11 protein-coding genes are annotated in these 21,002 nt (G+C 65.9%); 5 read left to right on the top strand and 6 right to left on the bottom strand.

Annotated features, from left to right (window positions below; translation table 11 throughout):
- Window positions 1-84: 84 nt before the first annotated feature.
- Window positions 85-2,214 carry an elongation factor G gene (fusA, locus tag AC3A56_RS04390; RefSeq protein WP_487769456.1) on the top strand — a complete coding sequence of 710 codons (2,130 nt, stop codon included), beginning with the start codon at window positions 85-87 and terminating at the stop codon, window positions 2,212-2,214.
- Window positions 2,215-2,372: 158 nt separating this feature from the next.
- Here fusA and AC3A56_RS04395 read toward each other — a convergent pair whose 3' ends face one another.
- From AC3A56_RS04395 to AC3A56_RS04410, 4 genes are all read right to left on the bottom strand, one after another.
- The gene (locus tag AC3A56_RS04395; protein ID WP_487769457.1) at window positions 2,373-3,182 is read right to left on the bottom strand and encodes a hypothetical protein; all 810 of its coding nucleotides are present in this window, start codon (window positions 3,180-3,182) and stop codon (window positions 2,373-2,375) included.
- 196 nt (window positions 3,183-3,378) lie between these two features.
- Entirely contained in the window at window positions 3,379-4,647 is a 1,269-nt protein-coding gene (locus tag AC3A56_RS04400; protein ID WP_487769458.1) for an HD domain-containing phosphohydrolase, read from the bottom strand.
- Window positions 4,631-8,803, bottom strand: a complete 4,173-nt coding sequence (locus tag AC3A56_RS04405) for a hybrid sensor histidine kinase/response regulator (protein ID WP_487769459.1) — start codon at window positions 8,801-8,803, stop codon at window positions 4,631-4,633. The genes AC3A56_RS04400 and AC3A56_RS04405 overlap by 17 nt, the downstream gene beginning before the upstream one ends.
- A gap of 301 nt (window positions 8,804-9,104) precedes the next feature.
- Window positions 9,105-9,671 carry a manganese efflux pump MntP gene (locus AC3A56_RS04410; RefSeq protein ID WP_056716225.1) on the bottom strand — a complete coding sequence of 189 codons (567 nt, stop codon included), beginning with the start codon at window positions 9,669-9,671 and terminating at the stop codon, window positions 9,105-9,107.
- Window positions 9,672-9,955: 284 nt separating this feature from the next.
- On the opposite strand from AC3A56_RS04410, the gene AC3A56_RS04415 reads away from it, so the two are divergent.
- The 4 genes from AC3A56_RS04415 (at window position 9,956) to AC3A56_RS04430 (ending at window position 17,466) form a co-directional block, all read left to right on the top strand.
- A complete protein-coding gene (locus tag AC3A56_RS04415) occupies window positions 9,956-11,557 on the top strand; it encodes a peptide chain release factor 3 (RefSeq protein WP_487769460.1) in 1,602 nt (533 codons plus the stop codon).
- Between the two features lie 84 nt (window positions 11,558-11,641).
- Window positions 11,642-12,538 carry a CPBP family intramembrane glutamic endopeptidase gene (locus tag AC3A56_RS04420; RefSeq protein ID WP_487769461.1) on the top strand — a complete coding sequence of 299 codons (897 nt, stop codon included), beginning with the start codon at window positions 11,642-11,644 and terminating at the stop codon, window positions 12,536-12,538.
- A 136-nt stretch (window positions 12,539-12,674) separates the two neighbouring features.
- Window positions 12,675-16,337 (top strand): response regulator, encoded by a 3,663-nt coding sequence (locus tag AC3A56_RS04425; RefSeq protein ID WP_487769462.1) that lies wholly within the window; start codon window positions 12,675-12,677, stop codon window positions 16,335-16,337.
- A gap of 118 nt (window positions 16,338-16,455) precedes the next feature.
- Window positions 16,456-17,466, top strand: a complete 1,011-nt coding sequence (locus AC3A56_RS04430; RefSeq protein ID WP_487769463.1) for a diguanylate cyclase domain-containing protein — start codon at window positions 16,456-16,458, stop codon at window positions 17,464-17,466.
- Between the two features lie 44 nt (window positions 17,467-17,510).
- On the opposite strand, the gene AC3A56_RS04435 is transcribed toward AC3A56_RS04430, so the two are convergent.
- Together AC3A56_RS04435 and AC3A56_RS04440 are read right to left on the bottom strand one after the other, a co-directional pair.
- Window positions 17,511-19,970 (bottom strand): acyl-CoA dehydrogenase, encoded by a 2,460-nt coding sequence (locus AC3A56_RS04435; protein ID WP_487769464.1) that lies wholly within the window; start codon window positions 19,968-19,970, stop codon window positions 17,511-17,513.
- A gap of 9 nt (window positions 19,971-19,979) precedes the next feature.
- Window positions 19,980-20,885 carry an alpha/beta fold hydrolase gene (locus AC3A56_RS04440; protein ID WP_487769465.1) on the bottom strand — a complete coding sequence of 302 codons (906 nt, stop codon included), beginning with the start codon at window positions 20,883-20,885 and terminating at the stop codon, window positions 19,980-19,982.
- Window positions 20,886-21,002 lie beyond the last annotated feature (117 nt).

Consider the following 21,002-nt stretch of genomic DNA (forward strand, 5'->3'; position numbering starts at 1 on the left):
CCTGCATTGAAAATCCCTGCAACAGACGGCATCTGAGCCGTCTGTTCCCGACACGTCATCGTGCCGCCCTATGGAGTTCTGCCCGTGGCCCGCAACAAACCCCTGAATCTGTACCGCAACATCGGCATCATCGCGCACATCGACGCGGGCAAGACCACGACCACCGAGCGCGTGCTGTATTACACCGGCAAGAAGCACCAGATCGTCGACGTGCACGACACCAAGGAAGGCAAGGGTTCCACCACCACCGACTACATGGAGCAGGAGCGCAAGCGCGGCATCACGATCCAGTCGGCCGCGGTGTCGGCGGTGTGGAAGGGCCACCAGATCAACGTCATCGACACGCCGGGACACGTCGACTTCACCATCGAGGTGAACCGCTCGCTGCGCGTGCTGGACGGCGCCGTGGTGGTGTTCGACGGCGTCGCCGGCGTGGAGCCGCAGACCGAGACCAACTGGCGCCTGGCCGACCAGTACAAGGTGCCGCGGCTGTGCTACGTCAACAAGATGGATCGCATCGGCGCCAACTTCGCGCATTGCGTGAAGGGCATCCGCGAGCGCCTGGGCGCCAACGCCCTGCTGTGCCAGGTGCCGCTGGGCAGCAGCGACGAATTCGTGGGCATGGCCGATCTGGTCGCCGGCGTGGGCTACATCTGGGCCTCCGACGACAAGGACAGCGTGTGGGAGAGCGTGCCGCTGGAACAGCTGAAAGACCGCCTGAAGTTCGGCTCCGACGCCGACAACGCGTGGATCGCCGACCTGCCCAAGCTGCGCGAGGACCTGCTGGAAAGCGCGCTGGCGCTGGACGACGACGCGTTCGAACACCTGATCAACACCGGCGAATTCGACCCGGCCGTGCTCAAGCGCTGCATCCGCAAGGGCACCGTCACCGGTGAACTGGTGCCGGTGCTGTGCGGCTCGTCGTACAAGAACAAGGGTGTGCAGCAGTTGCTGGATGCCGTGGTCGACTACCTGCCCTACCCCGGCGAGAACGGCGGCATCGCGATGGTCGACGAGGACGGCAACGTCGTCGGCGAACAGGCGGTGACCGACGACGCGCCGGCGCGCGCGCTGGCGTTCAAGGTGATCAACGACCAGTTCGGCACGCTGACCTTCTGCCGCATCTACTCCGGCGTGATCAGGAAGGGCGACACCCTGCTCAACGTGACGCGGGGCAAGAAGGAGCGCGTGGGCCGCATCGTCGAAGTGCAGGCCGACGACACGAAAGAGATCGACGAGGTCCGCGCGGGCGACATCTGCGCCTTCGTCTCGATGAAGGACACCGAGACCGGCGACTCGCTGAGCGACCCGGCGCACCCGGCGCTGCTCGAGCGCATGCGCTTCCCCGACCCGGTGATCAGCGTGTCGGTCGAGCCGAAGAGCCGCAACGACGTCGACAAGCTGTCCACCGCGCTCTACAAGATGGTCAAAGCCGATCCCTCGCTGCGCATGGAAGTGGACCAGGAAACCGGCCAGACCGTGCTCAAGGGCATGGGCGAGCTGCACCTGGAAATCACCATCGACCGCATGCGCACCGAACTGGGCGTGGAAGCGAGCATGGGCAAGCCGCGGGTAAGCTTCCGGGAGGCGTTCGGCCAGACCGTCGAGCACACCTATACGCACAAGAAGCAGAGCGGCGGCTCGGGCCAGTTCGCCGAGGTGAAGATGATCTTCGAGCCGGGCGAACCGGGCTCGGGCGTGGTGTTCTCCGACGAGGTGGTCGGCGGCCGCGTGCCCCGCGAATACATCCCCGCGGTAGAACATGCGATCAAGACCGAATCGTGCGAAGGCCAGATCGCCGGCTACGAGGTGGTCGACTTCAAGGCACGCCTGATCGACGGCAAGTTCCATGACGTCGACTCCTCCGCACTGGCCTTCGAGATCGCCACCCGCCAGTGCTTCCGCGAAGCGCAGAAGCTCAGCAAGCCGAAGCTGCTGGAGCCGATCATGAGCCTGGAGGTGGTCACCGAGGCGACCTATCTGGGCGACGTGATCGGCGACATCAACCGCCGCCGCGGCACCATCACCGACCAGGGCCAGAAGGGTACGTCGGCCTTCGTGCAGGGCTTCGTGCCGCTGTCGGAAATGTTCGGCTACATCAACTTCCTGCGCTCGGCCACCAGCGGCCGCGGCAACTTCTCGATGATCTTCGATCACTACCAGGAAGTGCCGGCCAGCATGGTCGACAAGCTGATGGAGAAGGAGGCGAAGTAAGGCTTCGTTCTCAACCGCCACCTGATCCTGCCTCAGTGTCAAATGCGGAAGCCCGGGAGTTGCTACCGGGCTTTTGTGTTCGTGTCGAAGGATGATGGCGATCCGGTACCGGCCAACAGATCAAGACGGCACAGGTGCACACATGGCCAACGGGAACTTCAACCGGCGCCGAGCTGAGCCAGTTCAAAGCCGGTCAGGCCATTCGCGGCGATACTCGCCTCCAGCACCTGCCTGGCTTCGTCATTGACATAGATTCGGATGCGCGCCGTTCGCGGATCCTTGAAGACCGTTGGCCCGACCGGCAATGCATCGGCCCTGAAAGCCTCCTTGACGATAGACCCGGAGGAGCGCCGCTCGGAGCGATCAGGATCGATGCAGTCGATCACCCGCGTGACGTTGTAGAAATACTCGACCTTGTCGTCCACCTTTGCTTCAAGCAATTGCCCGAATTGCGCCAGAAAGGGCCCCAGCGCGTCGACAGGTTTCTGGCTGAGCACCAAAGAGCCGGCCAGCAGCAGGCTGACATCGCCGCGAGGCAGGTGATCCTTCTTCCGGCCCTCCTGGTAAACCTCGACGACTGGCCGCCGCTTCCATTGCCTGGGCGTGCCGTCAAATTCGAAGACCCCCGAATTTACCTGCGCGTCGCTGGGCACGAGCGGAGCGAATTTGTCCGGAAACTGTGTCCTCAATTCCCAAATCGACATGTTCAAGCCCTTCTGTACGGGAGTTCCCGCGATCATGTCCGCACGCATACTCTGCAGCTCGGCCCGGCCGGCAGCCGCCCCGTGAGTGCGTCGACCAAGCAGGCGCGCCGCGACCGTGGCGTGATAGAGCTTGCTGTGAATGGGATCATGTGCGTTCGCCTTTTCCAGGCCTGCAATGTTGGCACCAGGCGCCCTCGGCAGGAATACGCGATTGTCCGCCACGCGGGCCTCACGCCGGCAATGTTCCGGCGCAAGCAAAGGCATGTGTGAAAACGTGCCGGGAATCTTCCCGGAAGTGACGTTCGCACTCGTCGCGTTTCGGTCTTCCGGAACCCCGAGCGGCGGCACGGGGCATGGAGCCCGGCACGGAGGGTCCTGTGTGACAGCTTGACCAACGGGGATGCGCGCAGCGCCGGAGCAGGCATCATCCGGCGTGAACCCGGACAGGGCCGCTGCTCCCCTACATCTCGATCTCTTCGCCGCCAAGGTCCGTGATCATCCGCTCGGCCTGCCGCACCAGGACCTGCGATGACTCCTTGTAGCGGTTCGCGATCTCGCGGATGCCGTCCGCGCAGCCTAGGAAGGCATCGACGATGTCCGGGTCGAAGTGCGTTCCGCGTCCTTCGCGGATGACCTGCACCGCCTCTTCATGGGATATCGCCCGTTTGTATACGCGCTTGTTGATCAGTGCGTCGTACACGTCCGCCACGGCCATCAGCCTCGCCGAAATGGGTATCTCGTCTCCCTTCAGGCCCTTCGGATAGCCACTGCCATCCCACCATTCCTGGTGGCTGTAGGCGATCTCCTTGGCATAACGCAGGAAGCCGATCTCCTCGCCGATGGCGGCTTCGGCGTTGGCAATGGCGTTGCCGCCCAGCGTGGTGTGCATCTTCATGATTTCGAATTCGTCCGGCGTCAGCTTGCCCGCCTTGAGCAGAATCCGGTCGGGAATGCCGATCTTGCCGATGTCGTGCAGCGGTGCCGACTTGAACAGCAGGTCGATCGTGCCTTCGGTCAGGAAGGCGGCAAATCGCGGGTGACGGGCGAGCTTTTGCGCCAGCAGCTTCACGTAATGCTGGGTGCGCAGGATGTGGTTGCCGGTATCGTTGTCGCGGGTTTCGGCCAGCGATGCCAGGGCGCGGATCGTCACCTCCTGGATCATCGTGACCTCTCGCGTGCGCCGCTGCACCTCGCGCTCCAGAAACTCGCTCTTGTACTTCAGGAAGTCGCGCGCCGCCTTGAGCTGCAGATGGTTGCGCACGCGCGACTGCACCAGCGGCGGACTGATCGGCTTGGTGATGTAGTCGACGGCGCCCAGCTCCAGGCCGCGGCGCTCTTCCTCGACCGAGCTCATCGCGGTCAGGAAGATCACCGGGATGTCCCGTGTCCGCGGGTCTGCCCGAAGCTGCCGCAGCACTTCGTAGCCATCCATCTCCGGCATCATGATGTCGAGCAGGATCAGATCTGGTGGCGTCGACGCCTGCGCCAGTTGCAATCCGCGCGCACCACCAGGGGCGACCTTCACCTTGAACTCCCCGCGCAACACCTCGCTGATCAGGGCGAGGTTTTCCGCGGTATCGTCGATGGCCAGCACGACTTCCCGGGTTTCCGATTCGCTCATTGCCTGTCTCCGTTGCTTCGCGGCTACATTCCCTGAGAACCTGTCTAACATACACGCATGGGTTCCGGGCAAAAAATCCGTGATCGGCGCGTTACTGCGAAAGCGCATCGAGCGCCGTCAGCGCTGCCTCAAAATCGAAAGCCGATATGGCACGCGCCACGTCATGAAAAGCGGATGCATGCGAAGTCCCTCCGGTGAGCCGGAGGATCTCCTCGATCACCGCGGCAGCCTCCGCGTCGCCATCGAGCAGCAGGATGCGCAGGTGCTGGACCAGTCCCTGCAGGTACTCCGGGTCCGCGCTGGGAGGCACGGCGAGCGCCTCCGGCTCATGCGTGGTCAGGGCGGCGAGGCCAGCCATGACCTTGTCCAGTTCGACGCAGGTACGCTGAAGCAAATCGACGATGCGGTCCGCGCCCGCACTGTTGATGCAGGCAAGTTCCAGTGCGGCGGCGCACGTCTCCAGCGCCCGTGCACCCAGGGTGCCGGCCAGGCCTTTCAGGGTATGCGCCGCACGCTGTCGATCGGCCGGATCGCCCTGCCCCGACATCTTCAGGAAGCGTGTTTCGAAATCGCGCTGACTGTCGCGGAACATCGTCAGCAGGCGCGTGTACAGCGCCACGTCGTCCATCGCCGCGGCGAGGCCGATCTTCGCGTCGATGCCCGGCAACGGCGGCAGCGGGCTGGCAGTCGGGCCGGTGATGCCGGACGACGGGATTTCCTGCGCCGGCATGGCGCTCTTCTGGACGGCAGCAGTTGACGAAGCGGCAGGCCTGACCCATTTCGCCAGCGTCGCGAACATGTCGGCGACGCGCAGTGGCTTGGCGATGTGGTCGACCATGCCGGCATCGATGACCTTCTCACGGTCGCCGATCATCGCGTTGGCGGTCATCGCGATGATCGGCAATCCCGCCAGCGCAGGCTGGGCGCGGATCGCCCGACTGGCTTCGTAGCCGTCCATCACCGGCATCTGGCAGTCCATCAGCACCGCGTCGAAATGGCTGTCCCGGCCCAGGATGTCGAGCGCCTCCTGGCCGTGACCGGCGACCATCACCTCCATCCCGGCCTGGGTCAGGATCTCCCTGGCCAGCTCCTGGTTGACGTCGTTGTCCTCCACCAGCAACACGCGGGCGCCACGCAGCCGACGCAAGGCCTCGCTGTTGCGTTCGGCCTTGCGATGGACGCGGGAGTCGACAACCTTGCCCTTGCCCAGCGCCTCGACCACGGCGTCGAACAACGACGAGAAGGTCACCGGCTTGGTCAGCACGGCCTGGACCCGGACGCCGCTTCTTGCCGCCGCATCGAGTGCTTCATCGCGACCATGGGCGGTCACCATGATCACCGCGGGGAAAGACGTCATGGCGGTGTATTCCTGCAGGCGGCGAATGGTTTCCACACCATCCATCGTCGGCATTTTCCAGTCCGTCAGCACCACGTCGTAGGGATGACCACCGGTCGCCGCCGCGGCCTCGGCAATCATCACCAGTGCCTGGCCACCACCGCTGGCGGTATCGACGTCCACGCCGAACTCGGTGGCTATCGTCGCCAGGATTTCGCGTGCCACGGGGTTGTCGTCGACGATCAGCAGGCGCAATCCGTTGAGATCGTCGGCATACAGCTCGGGGCGAAGCGAAGGCATGGCCTGTACGCCCAGCAGCGCATGAAAGTGGAAGGTCGAGCCCTGGCCCGGCTCGCTGTCGACCCATATCTCGCCACCCATCATGCCAACCAGCCGGCGCGAAATGGCCAGGCCCAGGCCGCTGCCGCCGTACTTGCGCGTGGTCGAACTGTCGGCCTGGGAGAACGACCGGAACAGCGCGGAGACCTGTTCGCCGGTCATGCCGATTCCCGAATCGCGCACCTGGAAATGCAGCTGGACCTGGTCGCCTTTCATGGCAACCCTCTCGACGCTGACCACCACCGCGCCCTTCTCGGTGAACTTGACGGCGTTGTTGCCCAGGTTGACCAGGACCTGCCCCAGTCGCAGCGGGTCGCCGACCAGCGCGGTGGGCACGTCCGGAGCGATTTCGAACAGCAGTTCGAGGTTGCGCTGTTCGGCCTTCAGGCCGACGAGGTTGGCAAGGTTGTCCATCACGTCTTCCAGACGGAAGTCGACCGATTCCATGGCCATCTTGCCTGCCTCGATCTTCGAGAAGTCGAGGATGTCGTTGATCACCCCCAGCAGGTTCTCGGCGGCGCGGTGGACTTTCTCGATGTAGTTGCGCTGGCGCGGGTCCAGCGCGGTCTGCAGGGCGAGGTAGGACATGCCGATGATCGCGTTCATCGGCGTGCGTATCTCGTGGCTCATGTTGGCCAGGAAGTCGCTCTTGGCGCGAGTCGCCTCCTCGGCAATGTCCCTCGCCCGCAGCACCTCGCCCTGGACACGCTTGCGCTCGGTAACGTCGACCAGCCAGCCGATGATGCCGTCCTCGCCATCGAACGACAGCGGAACATAGGTGCCCTGCATGTCGCGAACGCTGCCATCGCGGACCAGCAGGTGGGTTTCCGCGTTCCTGGCGAATCCGTCGCGCCGGATGATCTCCATCAGGTCTTCGCGTTCGCGCAAGTCCACGTACAGACGACGCCAGTCGTCACCCGGCCCCATTCCGAAGGTCTTCATGAACCGGGGATTGGCGAACTTGATCTTCCCGTCCACCGAGAAGTCGATATTGATCGGACTGGTATCCAGGATCATCTGGAGGCGCTCACGCTCGCCGGCCAGCTTGACGGTCTGCTCGCCGACCTTGGCCTCGAGTTCGTCGGCAAAGCGCCGCAGCGCCTCGCTGGCGCGAACCTCGGTGGTGTTGTCCACGCCGACGGTGGCCACGCCCACCGGCGCCTTCTCACCCGACACCTCGATGGGAAACCGCACCAGCTGGTGGTGTCTGGTCTGACCCTGGGCGTCGATGAAGCTGGTGTCGAATCGCGCGGACTCGCGCGTCCGCAGCACTTCGTCACGCTGCCGCTCGCGTTGAGCCCGACCCTCCGACTCGGTGGTTTCGTAGCCCGCGGCATCGACAAAGACACCAATCAGTGGTGCTATCGAATCAAATCGGGAGTTGGTCTGCACATACCTTCCATCGGCGGCCTGGATGCACATGTAGGCGGGCGCGTTGCTGAAGAAGCTGACAAGCCGTGCCTCACTGCGCTGCATGTCGCGACGCAAACGTGCGTCGCGGTACGACAGCAGCAACAACAAGGTCACCGCGGTCGCCGCCAGGGCGTAGACCCAGAACGCAGCGAATCGGGAAGGTCGATAAGCCTCGGACTCGTCGATTTCCACGATCAGGCCAAGATTCATGCCCTGCAGCCATTGGCCCGCGCCCACCACCGGGACCCGGCGGTAGTCGAGGTAGTCGTCCATGAACCAGCTCTCGCCGCCGTTCGAGGCCAGCACTGCCTGCGCCAGCCGCGTCGGCGGATCGCTGCCCAGCGGAAGCGGCAGCTTGTCCGATGTCGCCGAATGGCTCGATGGCACGCGGGCGTACAGGCGGCTGACATGATTGCCCTGCGGCGTCGACGGATTTCCTTCGAAAGCCGATTCGAAGCGGCTCGGCGTGCGCAGGCGCGCATCGCGACCGATCAGCATCGCCTCGCCGGTTTCTCCCTGCCAGCCGGCCGCAAGCAGGGGGAACAGCAACTTGCGCGGGTTGGACCCGATGCAGAAGTAGCCCAGTACCTGCGCCCCGTCAGCCACGGTGCGGCAGGCCAGTTGCACGAAGTCGCGGTCACCCTCTGCCTTCGCCCGACGTGACAGCTTGGTTGCGCGGAACGGTGCGGAAACCGCATAGCCGTCGGTGTCGAGCCTGGGCAGCATCGCGGTCAGTACTTGCGAAGTGTCGCCGACATGCACCGGATCATCCACGGCGAGGATCGTGCCCGCGGGGCTGTAGAGCACGTAGATCCTGAAGCCGTACTGGGTCTGGCGCTGGGCCGCCCACGCGGTCATCCTCGAACGCGCCCCGGCGTCTGCCGGACTCAGCGAAAACGCCCGGGTGAGGTCGATCAACTCGGGGTCTTTCACGATGGCGGCGGTAGCTTCGATCTGGTTCCTGTACAGCACCTGCAGGAGATCGGCGGCGGCATCGAGGCTGGCCTTGAGCTGGGAACGCACCGACTGCTGGTCGAGCACGCGAATCCGGTTCGCCGCGACGACGCTGAACAACACGATGACGATCGCGCTCGACGCGGCGACCAGGGGCAGCCAGTTGCGGAAGGGAGTGACGCCACCGCCACGCCCTTGAACGAACGAGATCAGGCTCGACACGAACTTCATTGGTGGCCCAGGCCGATGAGAACAGCCGCTGCCGGATTCCCGGCTGCCGTGCCGGGCATGGGCACCCACACGGGGCCGGCGCTGCCAGGGATGATCCGCGTCAGCGCGACGCCGTCCATCGACAGGATCGGGACGCTCTTTCCTTGCAGTCTCTGGCCCATATGGCCTCCCCGCAACGCGACAGAGATGGCATGCGCGATGGTGTCACTCGCGCCTCCACTCCACGTTCACATGCGCGGCGTGCATGCGCCATGAAGGTGCTGCGCGCGTGCCCCCCCGCGCCGGCGTGACCTCAAGCCGACAGGTGCTCGTACACGATCACCGCGCCTACGCCGATCAGGATGATGCCGCCAATCACCTCGGCGCGTCGACCCACCATCGCACCAAGCACGCGGCCCAGCATGATGCCCAGCGTGACCATGCTGAACGTGCACAGGCCAATCACCACGGCAACCACGGCGATCGGCGTATCGACGAAGGCCAGCCCCACGCCCACGGCCAGCGCGTCGATGCTGGTGGACAGACCGGTCAGTGCAAGGCCGATGAAGCCATGCTTCTTCGTCTCGTCGGCCGGTTCGTCCGACTCCGGCTTCACGCCGTTCCAGATCATGTGCAGACCCAGCGCCAGCAGCAGGGCGAACGCGGCCCAGTGATCCCAGGCCTGGATATAGCGCGAAGCGCCCCTGCCCAGCAGCCAGCCGACCACCGGCGTGATCGCCTCGATGACACCGAAGATCAGCCCGGCGCGCATGGCCTGGGACAGCCGCGGGCGCGTCATGCCCGCACCCTTGCCGATCGCCGCGGCGAACGCGTCGGTGGACATGGCGAAGCCGAGCAACAGGATGGAAACAGGATTCATGCAATGCCTTGTGGTCGGGCCAGGCGCAACGGCAGCACGGCGCGCCCGACCTCCGTGGCGCCGTGAACCGCTGGTCTCGCCAACCGGAATCGGTGTCTTCGCCACGGCGGATGGACGCCGAGCATGTTGACGAAGACGCCTCGTCGCAACGAGGCAGGCTACTCCCCAAGGGGTGTGGTCGAGCCGGCCAAGCCGGCACAACCGGGGCAAGCGTAACACGGCGTCCGGGGCCATCGGCATTCCACGCTACAATTGCCGGTTCGCGTCCCCATTGACACACCTCCATGTCCAGCCATCTCCAGGAAACCCGCCGTCGCCGTACCTTCGCCATCGTCAGCCACCCTGACGCGGGCAAGACGACGCTGACCGAAAAACTGCTGCTGTTCGGCGGCGCGATCCAGCTGGCGGGCTCGGTGAAGAGCCGCAAGACGTCGCGCAGCGCCACTTCGGACTGGATGGCGCTGGAGAAGGAGCGCGGGATTTCGGTGACCTCGTCGGTGATGCAGTTCCCGTACGAAGGCAAGATCGTCAACCTGCTCGACACGCCGGGACACGCGGACTTCTCCGAGGACACCTACCGCGTGCTGACCGCGGTGGACTCGGCGCTGATGGTGATCGACTGCGCCAAGGGCGTGGAGGAACGCACGATCAAGCTGATGGAGGTGTGCCGGCTGCGCGATACGCCGATCATGACCTTCATCAACAAGCTCGACCGCGAGGGTCGCTCGCCGATCGAGCTGCTCGACGAGGTGGAGTCGGTGCTGGGCATCGCCTGCGCCCCGCTGACCTGGCCGATCGGCATGGGCAAGCGGCTGAAGGGCGTGTACCACCTGGCGCTGGACGAGGTGCACGTGTTCGAGCAGGGCAAGAATTTCACCCGGCAGGACTCCACCATCTTCAAGGGCCTGGAGGCCCCGGGCCTGGTCGAACGGATCGGCGAGGAGGCCATGCGCGAACTGCGCGAGGAACTCGAACTGGTGCAGGGCGCCGCGCCCTCGTTCGACCTCGACGAGTACCTGGCCGGTCGGCAGACGCCGGTGTTCTTCGGCTCGGCGGTGAACAATTTCGGCGTACAGCTGCTGCTGGACTTCTTTGTCGAGCACGCGCCGTCGCCGCAGCCGCGCGACACGACCTCGCGGGCGATCGAGCCGGAAGAGGAAAAGCTGTCCGGCTTCGTGTTCAAGATCCAGGCCAACATGGACCCGGCGCACCGCGACCGCGTGGCCTTCATGCGCGTGTGTTCGGGCACCTACAACGCCGGCATGAAGATGGTGCAGACGCGCACCGGCAAGGAAGTGCGCATCGCCAATGCGTTGACCTTCATGGCCAGCGATCGCGAGATCGTCGAGACGGCCTACCCCGGCGACGTGATCGGCCTGCACAACCACGGCACCATCACCATCGGCGACACCTTCACCGAGGGCGAACAGGTTTCCTTCACCGGCATCCCGAACTTCGCCCCGGAACTGTTCCGCCGAGCGCGGCTGCGCGATCCGCTGAAGATGAAGGCGCTGCAGAAGGGCCTGGCGCAGCTGTCCGAGGAAGGCGCCACCCAGTTCTTCCGCCCGCTGATGTCGAACGACCTGATCCTGGGCGCGGTCGGCGTGCTGCAGTTCGAGGTGGTCGCCTATCGGCTGAAGGACGAGTACAACGTCGACGCCACCTTCGAGCCGGTCACCGTCAGCACCGCGCGCTGGGTGCACTGCGACGACGAGAAGAAGCTGGAGGAGTTCCGCGAGAAGAACGCGATGAACCTGGCCATCGACGGCGCCGGCGAGCTGGTCTACATCGCGCCGACCCGGGTCAACCTGCAGCTGGCGCAGGAGCGCTGGCCGCAGGTGCGCTTCGCCAACACGCGCGAGCATGCGGCGGCCGTCGACGTCTAGATCCCGGCGGCATGACGGTCGTCACTGGGCAACCCGGCGCCCGACCGCTAACCTGCGCTGATTCCAACCGGGGGAAACCAGCACATGCCGCAGCCAGCCATCGCCTTCGTCACGCCCGCCGATGCACCCGCGTGGAAACGCTGGCTGGTGTATTCGGCCGGGGCGCGCATCGTGATTTTCATCGCGCTCTTCATTGCGCTGAGTTTTGCCGCTGGCGCCGTGCTGCACCTGCTGGGTCTGGGCAAGGCCTCACCGCCGCTGGAACGCGCTTTCGGCCAGTTCGTCATCCGCGCCCTGATCCCGCTGCTGGTTTATCTGATCCTGGTGAAATGGATCGAGCGCCGGCGCATGCGCGAACTGGCGCCAGCCACGCTGCTGCCGCAAGGCCTGCTGGGCGTGGCGTTCGGCGTGGTGCTTTTCAGCATCATCGTCGGCGTGATGTACCTGCTGGGCAGCTACCAGGTGACCGGCACCAACCCGGATGCGGTATGGCTGCCGGCCTTGCTGGTGGTGGGGCTGGGGGCGGGCATCGGCGAGGAGATCATGTTCCGCGGCGTGCTGTTCCGCATCGTCGAGGAAGGCATGGGCACCTGGGCCGCGCTGATCATCTCGGCGCTGTTCTTCGGCGCGGTGCACCTGGGCAACCCCGGCGCCACGCTGTGGAGTTCGCTGGCGATCGCGATCGAGGCCGGCCTGCTGTTCGGCCTGCTGTACCACCTGACGCATTCGCTGCCGCTGTGCATGGGCCTGCACGCGGCATGGAATTTCACCCAGGGCACGATCTACGGCATCCCTGTTTCGGGCACTGACGCCGACGGCTGGCTGGTGTCCACCCGCAGCGGCCCGGACTGGCTCAGCGGCGGCGTGTTCGGCGCGGAGGCTTCGGTGGTCGCCCTGGGGCTGTCTTTGCTGTGCACGGTGGGCCTGCTGGTGATGGCGCTGCGTCGGGGCTCGATCGTTCCGTTGCGCTCACGCCGCTGAGCGGCGGGCGGTGAAGCCGGTGGCTGGCCCGGAGCTGAATTCGCCACGGCACGCGGTTGGGGTTTGGTCGGCGCAGCGGCTACCCTGAGGACGGGTCGCCGACCGGCACCCCACCTCGCCGGTATCGGACAACGCCATGGCCACCCACAATTCGCAGCAGCCCGGTTACCGCAGGAAGATCTCGTGGCTGGCCAACCAGCCACTGACGCGCAAGATGATGCTGGCCATCGGCCTGCTGCTGGGCGTGTTCCTGGTCGCCAACGTGATTACCCTGCACTCCCTGCAGACGCAGGAAAACAACCGGCACTGGGCCAGCCATACCTATCAGGTGCTGCTGCAGATCGACACGGTGCAACGCGCCGCGCAGACCGGCCAGGTGGGCGCGCGCGGCTATCTGCTGGCGGGTTCGGCCAACGAGCTCGAATTGTTCCAGAAGTCCACGCGCGAGCTGGACCTGCGCATTCGCGGATTGCGCCAGTTGGTGGCAGACAACCCCTTGCAACAGGGCCGGCTCGATGCCGTGGCCGCCATGGCCAGCCGCTGGCAACGCGAGGTGGTCGACCTGGGCATCACCCCGTTGAAGCGGTTGGACCTGGGCGCCCCGGACGCCGCCCTGGAGCGTCAGCGCATCCAGACCGGATACATTGCCGGGCGCACCGTGCGCGTCGAGGACATGTCCGCGGCGCTGGATCAGATGGCCGGCGAAGAAAACCACCTGCTGGCCCTGCGCAACCAGCAGCTGGACCAGACCCTGCGCAACACCAAGGCGCTCAACGCGCTTTCCATCCTGCTCGGCATCCTGCTCGGCATCACGGTCATCCGGCTGACCTCGCAACTGGTGATCCGCCCGCTGCGCCGGCTCACCGACCAGATGACCCAGCTCTCCCATCACAACCACGACTTCGAGATACGCCGGCTGGATCGCCGCGACGAGGTCGGCGAGATCGCCCGCGCGCTGCAGGTGTTCAAGCAGATGTCGCTGGACACCGATGCGCGGTCGTGGATTCGCTCCAGGGTGGCGGACATTTCCCAGGTGCTGTTGCAGGCCACCACCCACAAGGACTTCGCCCATTGGCTGACCAGCGAAGTGGTGCCGCTGTGCAACGCGGGGCTGGGCCTGTTCTACTCGTTCGACGACGCGCGTCATCGACTGGACCTGCTGGGCAGCTACGGCCTGCGCCTCAGCAACCGGTCCGCCGACCAGTACATGCCCGGCGAGGGGCTGGTCGGTCAGTGCGCGGTGGATCGCAAGGCGATCATCCTGGACCAGGTACCGGCCGATTACCTGCGCATCGATTCGGGCAGCGGCGAGGCGGTGCCCACCCATGTCGCGATCCTGCCGGTGATCTATCGCGAGACCCTGATCGGCGTGCTGGAGCTGGGCAGCTTCACCGCGCTGACCGCTCTGCAGCGGCAGCTGCTGGACGAACTGTTGCCGATCGTGGCACTGGCGCTGGAGAACCTCAACCAGGCCGTGCATACCCAGGGCCTGCTGCAGCAGACGCAGGAACAGGCGGACGAACTGCGCCTGTCCGAACTGGTGATGCGCCAGCAGAAGGAGGTGCTGCACGAGAGCAACGCCACGCTGCAGACGAAGACTGCCGAGCTGGAAGAGCAGTCGCAGCGCCTGATCGCGTCGGAGGAGGAGCAGCGCGTGCAGGCCGAGGAGCTGCGCTCCTCCAACGAAGAGCTGCGCGAAATGACCGAGAGCCTGAACCGGCAGAAGGTCGTGCTGGAAGAGCTGCAGCAGGAAACCGAGGAAAAGGCCGTCGAGCTGGCGCGGGCCAGCCAGTACAAATCCGAATTCCTGGCCAACATGTCGCATGAGCTGCGCACGCCGCTGAACAGCCTGCTGATCCTGTCGCGCAGCCTCGCCGACAACGACACCGGCAACCTCGACGACGAGCAGATTGAATCGGCGCAGATCATCCATGACGCCGGCAACAGCCTGCTGCACTTGATCAACGACATCCTGGACCTGTCCAAGGTCGAGGCCGGCAAGATGGAGCTGATGGTCGAGGAGGTTTCGCTCGCCGAGCTCGGCAGGCGCTTGCAGCGCAACTTCGCCCACGTCGCCAGCGACAAGCATCTGGACTTCGAGATGACGATCGACACGGGGCTGCCCGACGTCATTGCCACCGATGGCGGCAAGGTCGAACAGATCGCCAACAACCTGCTCAGCAACGCGTTCAAGTTCACCGCCAGCGGAGCGGTGAACCTGCACATCGGTCGCCCGCGGACCGACCTGGAAATTCCTGCGGCGCTGTCCGGCCAGCCGCTGCTGGCGATCACCGTGAGCGACACCGGCATCGGCATTCCGCCGGACAAGCTGGAGCGCATCTTCAACGCCTTCGAGCAGGTCGACGCCAGCACCAGCCGCCAGTTTGGCGGCACCGGCCTGGGCCTGGCGATCTCGCGCCGGATGGCGCAGCTGCTGGGCGGCGACGTGGTATTGCACAGCGAAGCCGGACGCGGCAGCCAGTTCACCTTGTTGCTGCCGGAAACACCGCCGGCCACCGCCACGCCGGTCGTCGAGGCGGAAGCCGCCCACGGCACGCAGACCCGGCGCATCGCTTCGTCGGCACTGCTGCCCGCCGCCATCGAGGACGACCGTCAATCGCTGCTGCGGGGCCAGATCACCATCCTGGTGATCGAGGATGACCCCGCCTTCGTGCGCATCCTGATCGACCTGATCCACCGCCGGGGCTATCGGGCGCTGGCCGCGATGGACGGTGAATCCGGCCTGCAACTGGCGCGCGAGCATCATCCGTCGGGCATCCTGCTGGATGTGTCGTTGCCGGTAATGGACGGCTGGACGGTGCTGGACCGGCTCAAGGTGGATGAGGCCACGCGCTCGATCCCGGTCCACTTCGTGTCGGTCAACGACGTCGGCAGGCGCGGCATGGAACGGGGCGCGGTCGGCTTCCTGACCAAGCCGGTCAGTCGCGAGGCGATTGCCGAAGCACTGGACCGCCTGCTGCGCTTCAGCGAGGGCAAGCGGCGCCGGCTGCTGGTGGTGGAAGATGACGCCGCCTCGCGCAAGGCCATCCGCACCGCGCTGCGCGCCCACCACGTGGAGGTCGACGAAGCCGAGTCGGCCGAGGATGCGCTGCCGAAGATCGCCGACGTCAGCTACGACTGCATCGTGCTGGACCTGGGCTTGCCGGGCATGTCGGGCCTGGAATTGATGGAGCACCTGTCGGCCCGGCCGAAGGCGATGCCACCGGTGGTGGTGTACTCGGGGCGCGAACTGGACCCGGCCGAACAACTGAAACTGCGTCAGTACGCTGAAGCCGTCGTGCTCAAGGGCGCGCGTTCCAGCGAGCGCCTGCTGCAGGAAGTGGGAGCGTTCCTGCAGGACATTCCGCGACCCGCGGCGACGCCCGCAACGATGGAGGCGGCTCCCACAGCCACGCTGGCCGGTCACCGCGTGCTGCTGGTGGACGACGACATGCGCAACCTGTTCGCGCTGTCCAAGGTGCTGCGTGGCTGGGGTCTGCAGGTCGACATGGCCCAGGATGGCTACAAGGCGTTGGCCGCCTTGCAGACCGGCGAGCGGCCCGACCTGATCCTGATGGACATCATGATGCCGGGCATGGACGGCTACACGACGATACGCAACATCCGCGACATGGCTGACTTCAGCACCCTGCCGATCATCGCCGTGACGGCCAAGGCGATGACCGGCGACCGCGAGTTGTGCCTGCAGATGGGCGCCAGCGACTACCTCTCCAAGCCGATCGACATCGACAAGCTCGCCGTCATGTTGCGCCATTGGCTGCCGGACGCGCAGTCGTGAGCAATGTGCCGCAGCGGGCGCTGACCTGCAGCGTCGCGTCGGTGGAAGCGGACCGGGTTCACGCCGCACGACGGCCGCATCGGCTACGGTGGCTTCCCGGAAGCAGGGAGCAGCGGGCATGACCAGCGAATCGATGAAGCCGAAGATCCTGATCGTCGACGACACGCCGGCGAACCTGGTGGCGATGCGCCGCCTGCTCGCGCACAGCGGCGCGCAACTGTTCGAGGCGACCAGCGGCAACCAGGCGCTGGCGCTGTGCCTGGATCACGAGTTCGCGCTGATCCTGCTCGACGTCAACATGCCGGACATGGACGGTTTCGAAGTGGCCAGCCTGCTCGGCGACGCCGAGCACCTCAGCGGGACGCCGATCATCTTCGTCACCGCCGCCTACGCCGACGACATGAACCGGCTCAAGGGCTACCACTCCGGCGCGGTGGATTACATTGCCAAGCCGATCAACGACGTGATCCTGCAGTCCAAGGTGCGCGTGTTCCTGGAGCTCCATTCGGCGCGAATGGAACTGCGCGAGGCGATGGCCGAGCTGGCCGAGCGCAACGAGGAACTGCAACGCGAGATCGCCGAGCGCAAGCTGATCGAAACCATGGTGCGCCACCAGGCCAGCCACGACCCGCTGACCGGCCTGCCGAACCGGATCCTGTTCCGCGACCGCCTGCAGGGAGCGATCCAGCGCGCCAACCGGCATCACAGCCGCTTCGCCCTTGCCTGCATCGACATCGACGGCTTCAAGGGCGTCAACGACCGCCACGGCCACGCCGCCGGCGATGCGCTGCTGCAGGAAATCGCCAGCCGCCTGCCCACACACCTGCGCAGCAACGACACCGTGGCCCGCCTGGGCGGCGACGAATTCGCGCTGGTGCTGGAGGAAATCAACGACCCGCAGATGGCGCTGCAGCTGTGCGAGAAACTCTGCGCCGCGCTGGGCGAGCCGTACAGCCTGCGCGTCAACGGCGAACGGGTCGAGGTGCGGGTGAGCGCCAGCATCGGCATCGCGCCGTATGCGCCGAACGACCGTGCCGACGCCGAGGAACAGCTGATGCACGCAGCAGACAACGCGATGTACGATGCCAAGCGCAGCGGCAAGAACTGCTGCGTGCTGGCGAAGACGTGAAGCGGGCCGCGCCACCCGTCGGGTGGCGCGGCGATCCTTCGAACTTACTGGCCGACCGAATTCTGCGGACGGATCTTGAATGCGCGCAGCTCGTCGGTGTCGAAGTCATCCACCGAGATGAACTCGAACACGCCTTCGCGCACGCGGCGCAGCAAGTCCGCTTCTGCCTCGGAGATCACTCCCGCCTGCTGTGCCTCGGCGAGCTGGCCCAGGTAGTCATGTGACTTGAATTGGCCCGACTTCAGCGCCTTGCCAAACTTGCGATCCACCGGCTCGGCGGCGATCACGTCGGGCAACAAGGCCTTCATGCGACCGATCGTGTTGTTCGCCGTGGGCGTAGTGTAGACCCAGTCGGTGAGGCGGTCGAGCGCCTCGTTCGGCGCGGTGAGCAGCGCGGCCACGCGGCGACCCAGGCGATCGGACGGCGGCACTTCGCGACGACCCAGCGGGAACACCAGCACGCGCAGCAGCCACGCCACCGGGCGCACCGGGAAGTTGCGGATCGCGCCATCCAGCGCGTTCTGGATCAGCCACATGCACTGGTGGAAACCCCAGGCCAGGAACGGGCGATCCGCTTCCGGCCGGCCGTTGTCCTCGTACTGCTTGAGCATGGCGCTGGCGATGTACAGGTAGCTGAGCACGTCGCCCAGGCGCGCGGACAGCTTCTCCTTGAACTTCAGCTTGCCGCCGAGCACGCCCATGAACACGTCGGCGCATAGCGCCAGCGCGGCGGAGTAACGGTCGAGCTTGCGGTAGTAGCGGCGCGTATAGGCGTCACCTGCGGTCTCGCCGATGCTGGCGCCACTGAGGCCCATCGCCAGGCTGCGCACCGCGTTGGAGATGCCGAATCCGATGTGGCTGAACAACAGGCGATCGAACACTTTCAGCTGCTCGCCGCGATCGGCGATCGACAGCGCCTGCATTTCCTTCAGCACGTACGGATGGCAGCGAATCGCACCCTGGCCGAAGATCATCAGGCTGCGCGTCATGATGTTGGCGCCTTCCACCGTGATCGCGATCGGCACCGCCGACCAGCCACGCCCGGCATAGTTGCTCGGCCCCAGCTGCACCGCCTTGCCGCCGTGCACGTCCATGGTGTCGCTGGCGATCTGCCGCGCCCATTCGGTAGCGTGGTACTTGGCGATCGCCGACGGCACCGCCGGCTTCTCGCCGCGATCAACCGCGGCCGCGGTGGCGCGCGACAGCGCCGCGGTGGCATAGGTGAGGCCGCCGATGCGCGCCAGCGCCTCCTCGACGCCCTCGAAGCGGGCCACGGCCAGGCCGAACTGCTTGCGCATGCGCGCGTACGCGCCGGTGGCCAGCGCCGAGGCGCGCATGCCGCCGGTGGCATTGGACGGCAGCGAAATCGCGCGCCCCACCGACAGGCATTCGACCAGCATGCGCCAGCCATGGCCGGCCATCTGCGGGCCGCCGATCAGCACCGACAGCGGCGCGAACACGTCCTTGCCGCGCACCGGTCCGTTCTGGAACGGGACGTTCAGCGGGAAGTGGCGACGGCCGATTTCCAGCCCCGGCGTCGAGCGCGGCAGCAGCGCCAGGGTGATGCCGAGATCTTCCTTGTCGCCCAACAGGTGCTCCGGGTCGAACATGCGGAAGGCCAGGCCGACCACCGTAGCCACCGGCGCCAGCGTGATGTAGCGCTTGTCGAAGGTGAGCTTGATGCCCAGCGTCTCGACGCCGTCGACAACCTGCTTGCAGACGATGCCGGTGTCCGGGATCGAGGTGGCATCCGAACCGGCGTACGGGCCAGTCAGCGCGAAACACGGGATTTCCTCGCCCACCGCCAGGCGCGGCAGGTAGTGGTTCTTCTGCTCGTCGCTGCCGTAGTGCAGCAGCAGCTCGGCTGGCCCCAGCGAGTTGGGCACCGCCACCGTCGAGGCGACCGTGGCCGACATGCTGTTGAGCTTCTGCAGCACCGCCGAATGCGCCAGCGCGGAGAACTGCAGGCCGCCATACTGCTTCGGAATGATCATGCCGAAGAAGCGGTTCTTCTTGATGAAGTCCCACACGTTCGGCGGCAGGTCGGCCAGCTCGTGGGTGATCTGCCAGTCGTCGATCATGGCGCACAGCTGTTCCACCGGGCCGTCCATGAAGGCCTGCTCCTCCACGCTGAGTTCCGGCTTCGGCTGCTTCAGCAGCTCGTGCCAGTCCGGCTTGCCGGAGAACAGCTCGCCCTCGAAGCCCACCGTGCCCGCTTCCAGCGCGGTCTGCTCGGTCTCGGACAGTTTCGGCGTGACCTTGGCGAACATCTTCAACAGCGGCGCGCTGACCTGCTTGCGGCGGAAGTCGACCAGCAGCAGCGGTACGGCGATCGCCAGTTCGATGATCAGCAAGATCGCCGTGGTCCACGGCGCATGCACCAGCAGGCCGACCACCAGGGTGGTGACGATGGTGGCGATCGCCCACGTGCGCAGGCTGGTGCGATGGTAGGCGCAGGCGCCGGTGGCAATCAGCGCCGCCAGCAGGGTCAGTAGCACGGACATCTCAACACCTCATTGCGATTGAACGGCGGCGGCGAGCCGGCCGACGGGTAATGAATCAAGACTCTGCACGAAGCGCACGACCTCGCGCGTGAAGGCATCGTTCGCGTCACCGGCCACCATGTGCGTGGCGTGCGGCAACTCGACGTGTTCGGCGTGCGGCACCAGTTGCAGGAACTCGTCGACCGTGGCGCGCGACACCACGTCGCTGCGGGCGCCGGACAGCAGCAGCACGGGCACGGAAATCTTCATCGCGGCGGCCTGCAGGCGCGGCTGGTAGCGCTCGCTTTCCTGCACCAGGTCGCCCGCCAGCAGGGCCGGGTCCCAGTGCCAGCGCAGCCGACCGTCGACGCCCTCGCGCAACAACGGGCGCAGTTGCTGTTCGCTCTTGCGCTCGCGTCGCTGCGGCAGGTACGCGGCGATCTGCTCGGCCGCGTCGGCGTAGTTGTCGAAGCCGTCCGGGTGCGCCTGCATGAAGGCCAGGATGCGTTCCACGCCGGCGGTTTCCCAGCGCGGGGTGATGTCGACCAGCACCAGGGCGCGAAACGGCGAAGGATGGATCTCGCCAGCCAGCACCATGCCGAGCAGGCCGCCCATCGACGCGCCCACCAGGATCGGCGGCTGCGGTTGTGAATGGGCCAGGCGCAGCAGGTCATCGGCGAACTGGTCCATGTGATAGCCGACACCGTGGGGAACCCGGTCGCTTTCGCCATGACCACGGCTGTCGAATGTCACGCAGCGACAGCCCGCATCGGCCAGCGCCGTCGCCGCGCCCGTCCAGGCATGGCGGGTCTGGCCGAAGCCATGGGCAAACAGCAGGCTGGGATCGCCATCGGCATGGCGTGTCTCAACCGCCAGATCCAGGTCGGCGACCGGGAAGCGGGAGCAGGCAGCGGGGCGGCGATCACTCTTAACCATACGTCAGAGTATGGATTGCCTCGGCGAACCTCGTCAACCGTGCCGCCAGCGCGGGTTGGCCGCCGCGCGTCCGGGTTCGGCGCCCACACACATTACAAATGCACGGCGTCTGGCTAC

It is taken from the genome of Rhodanobacter sp. Soil_C_14 (assembly GCF_057657335.1).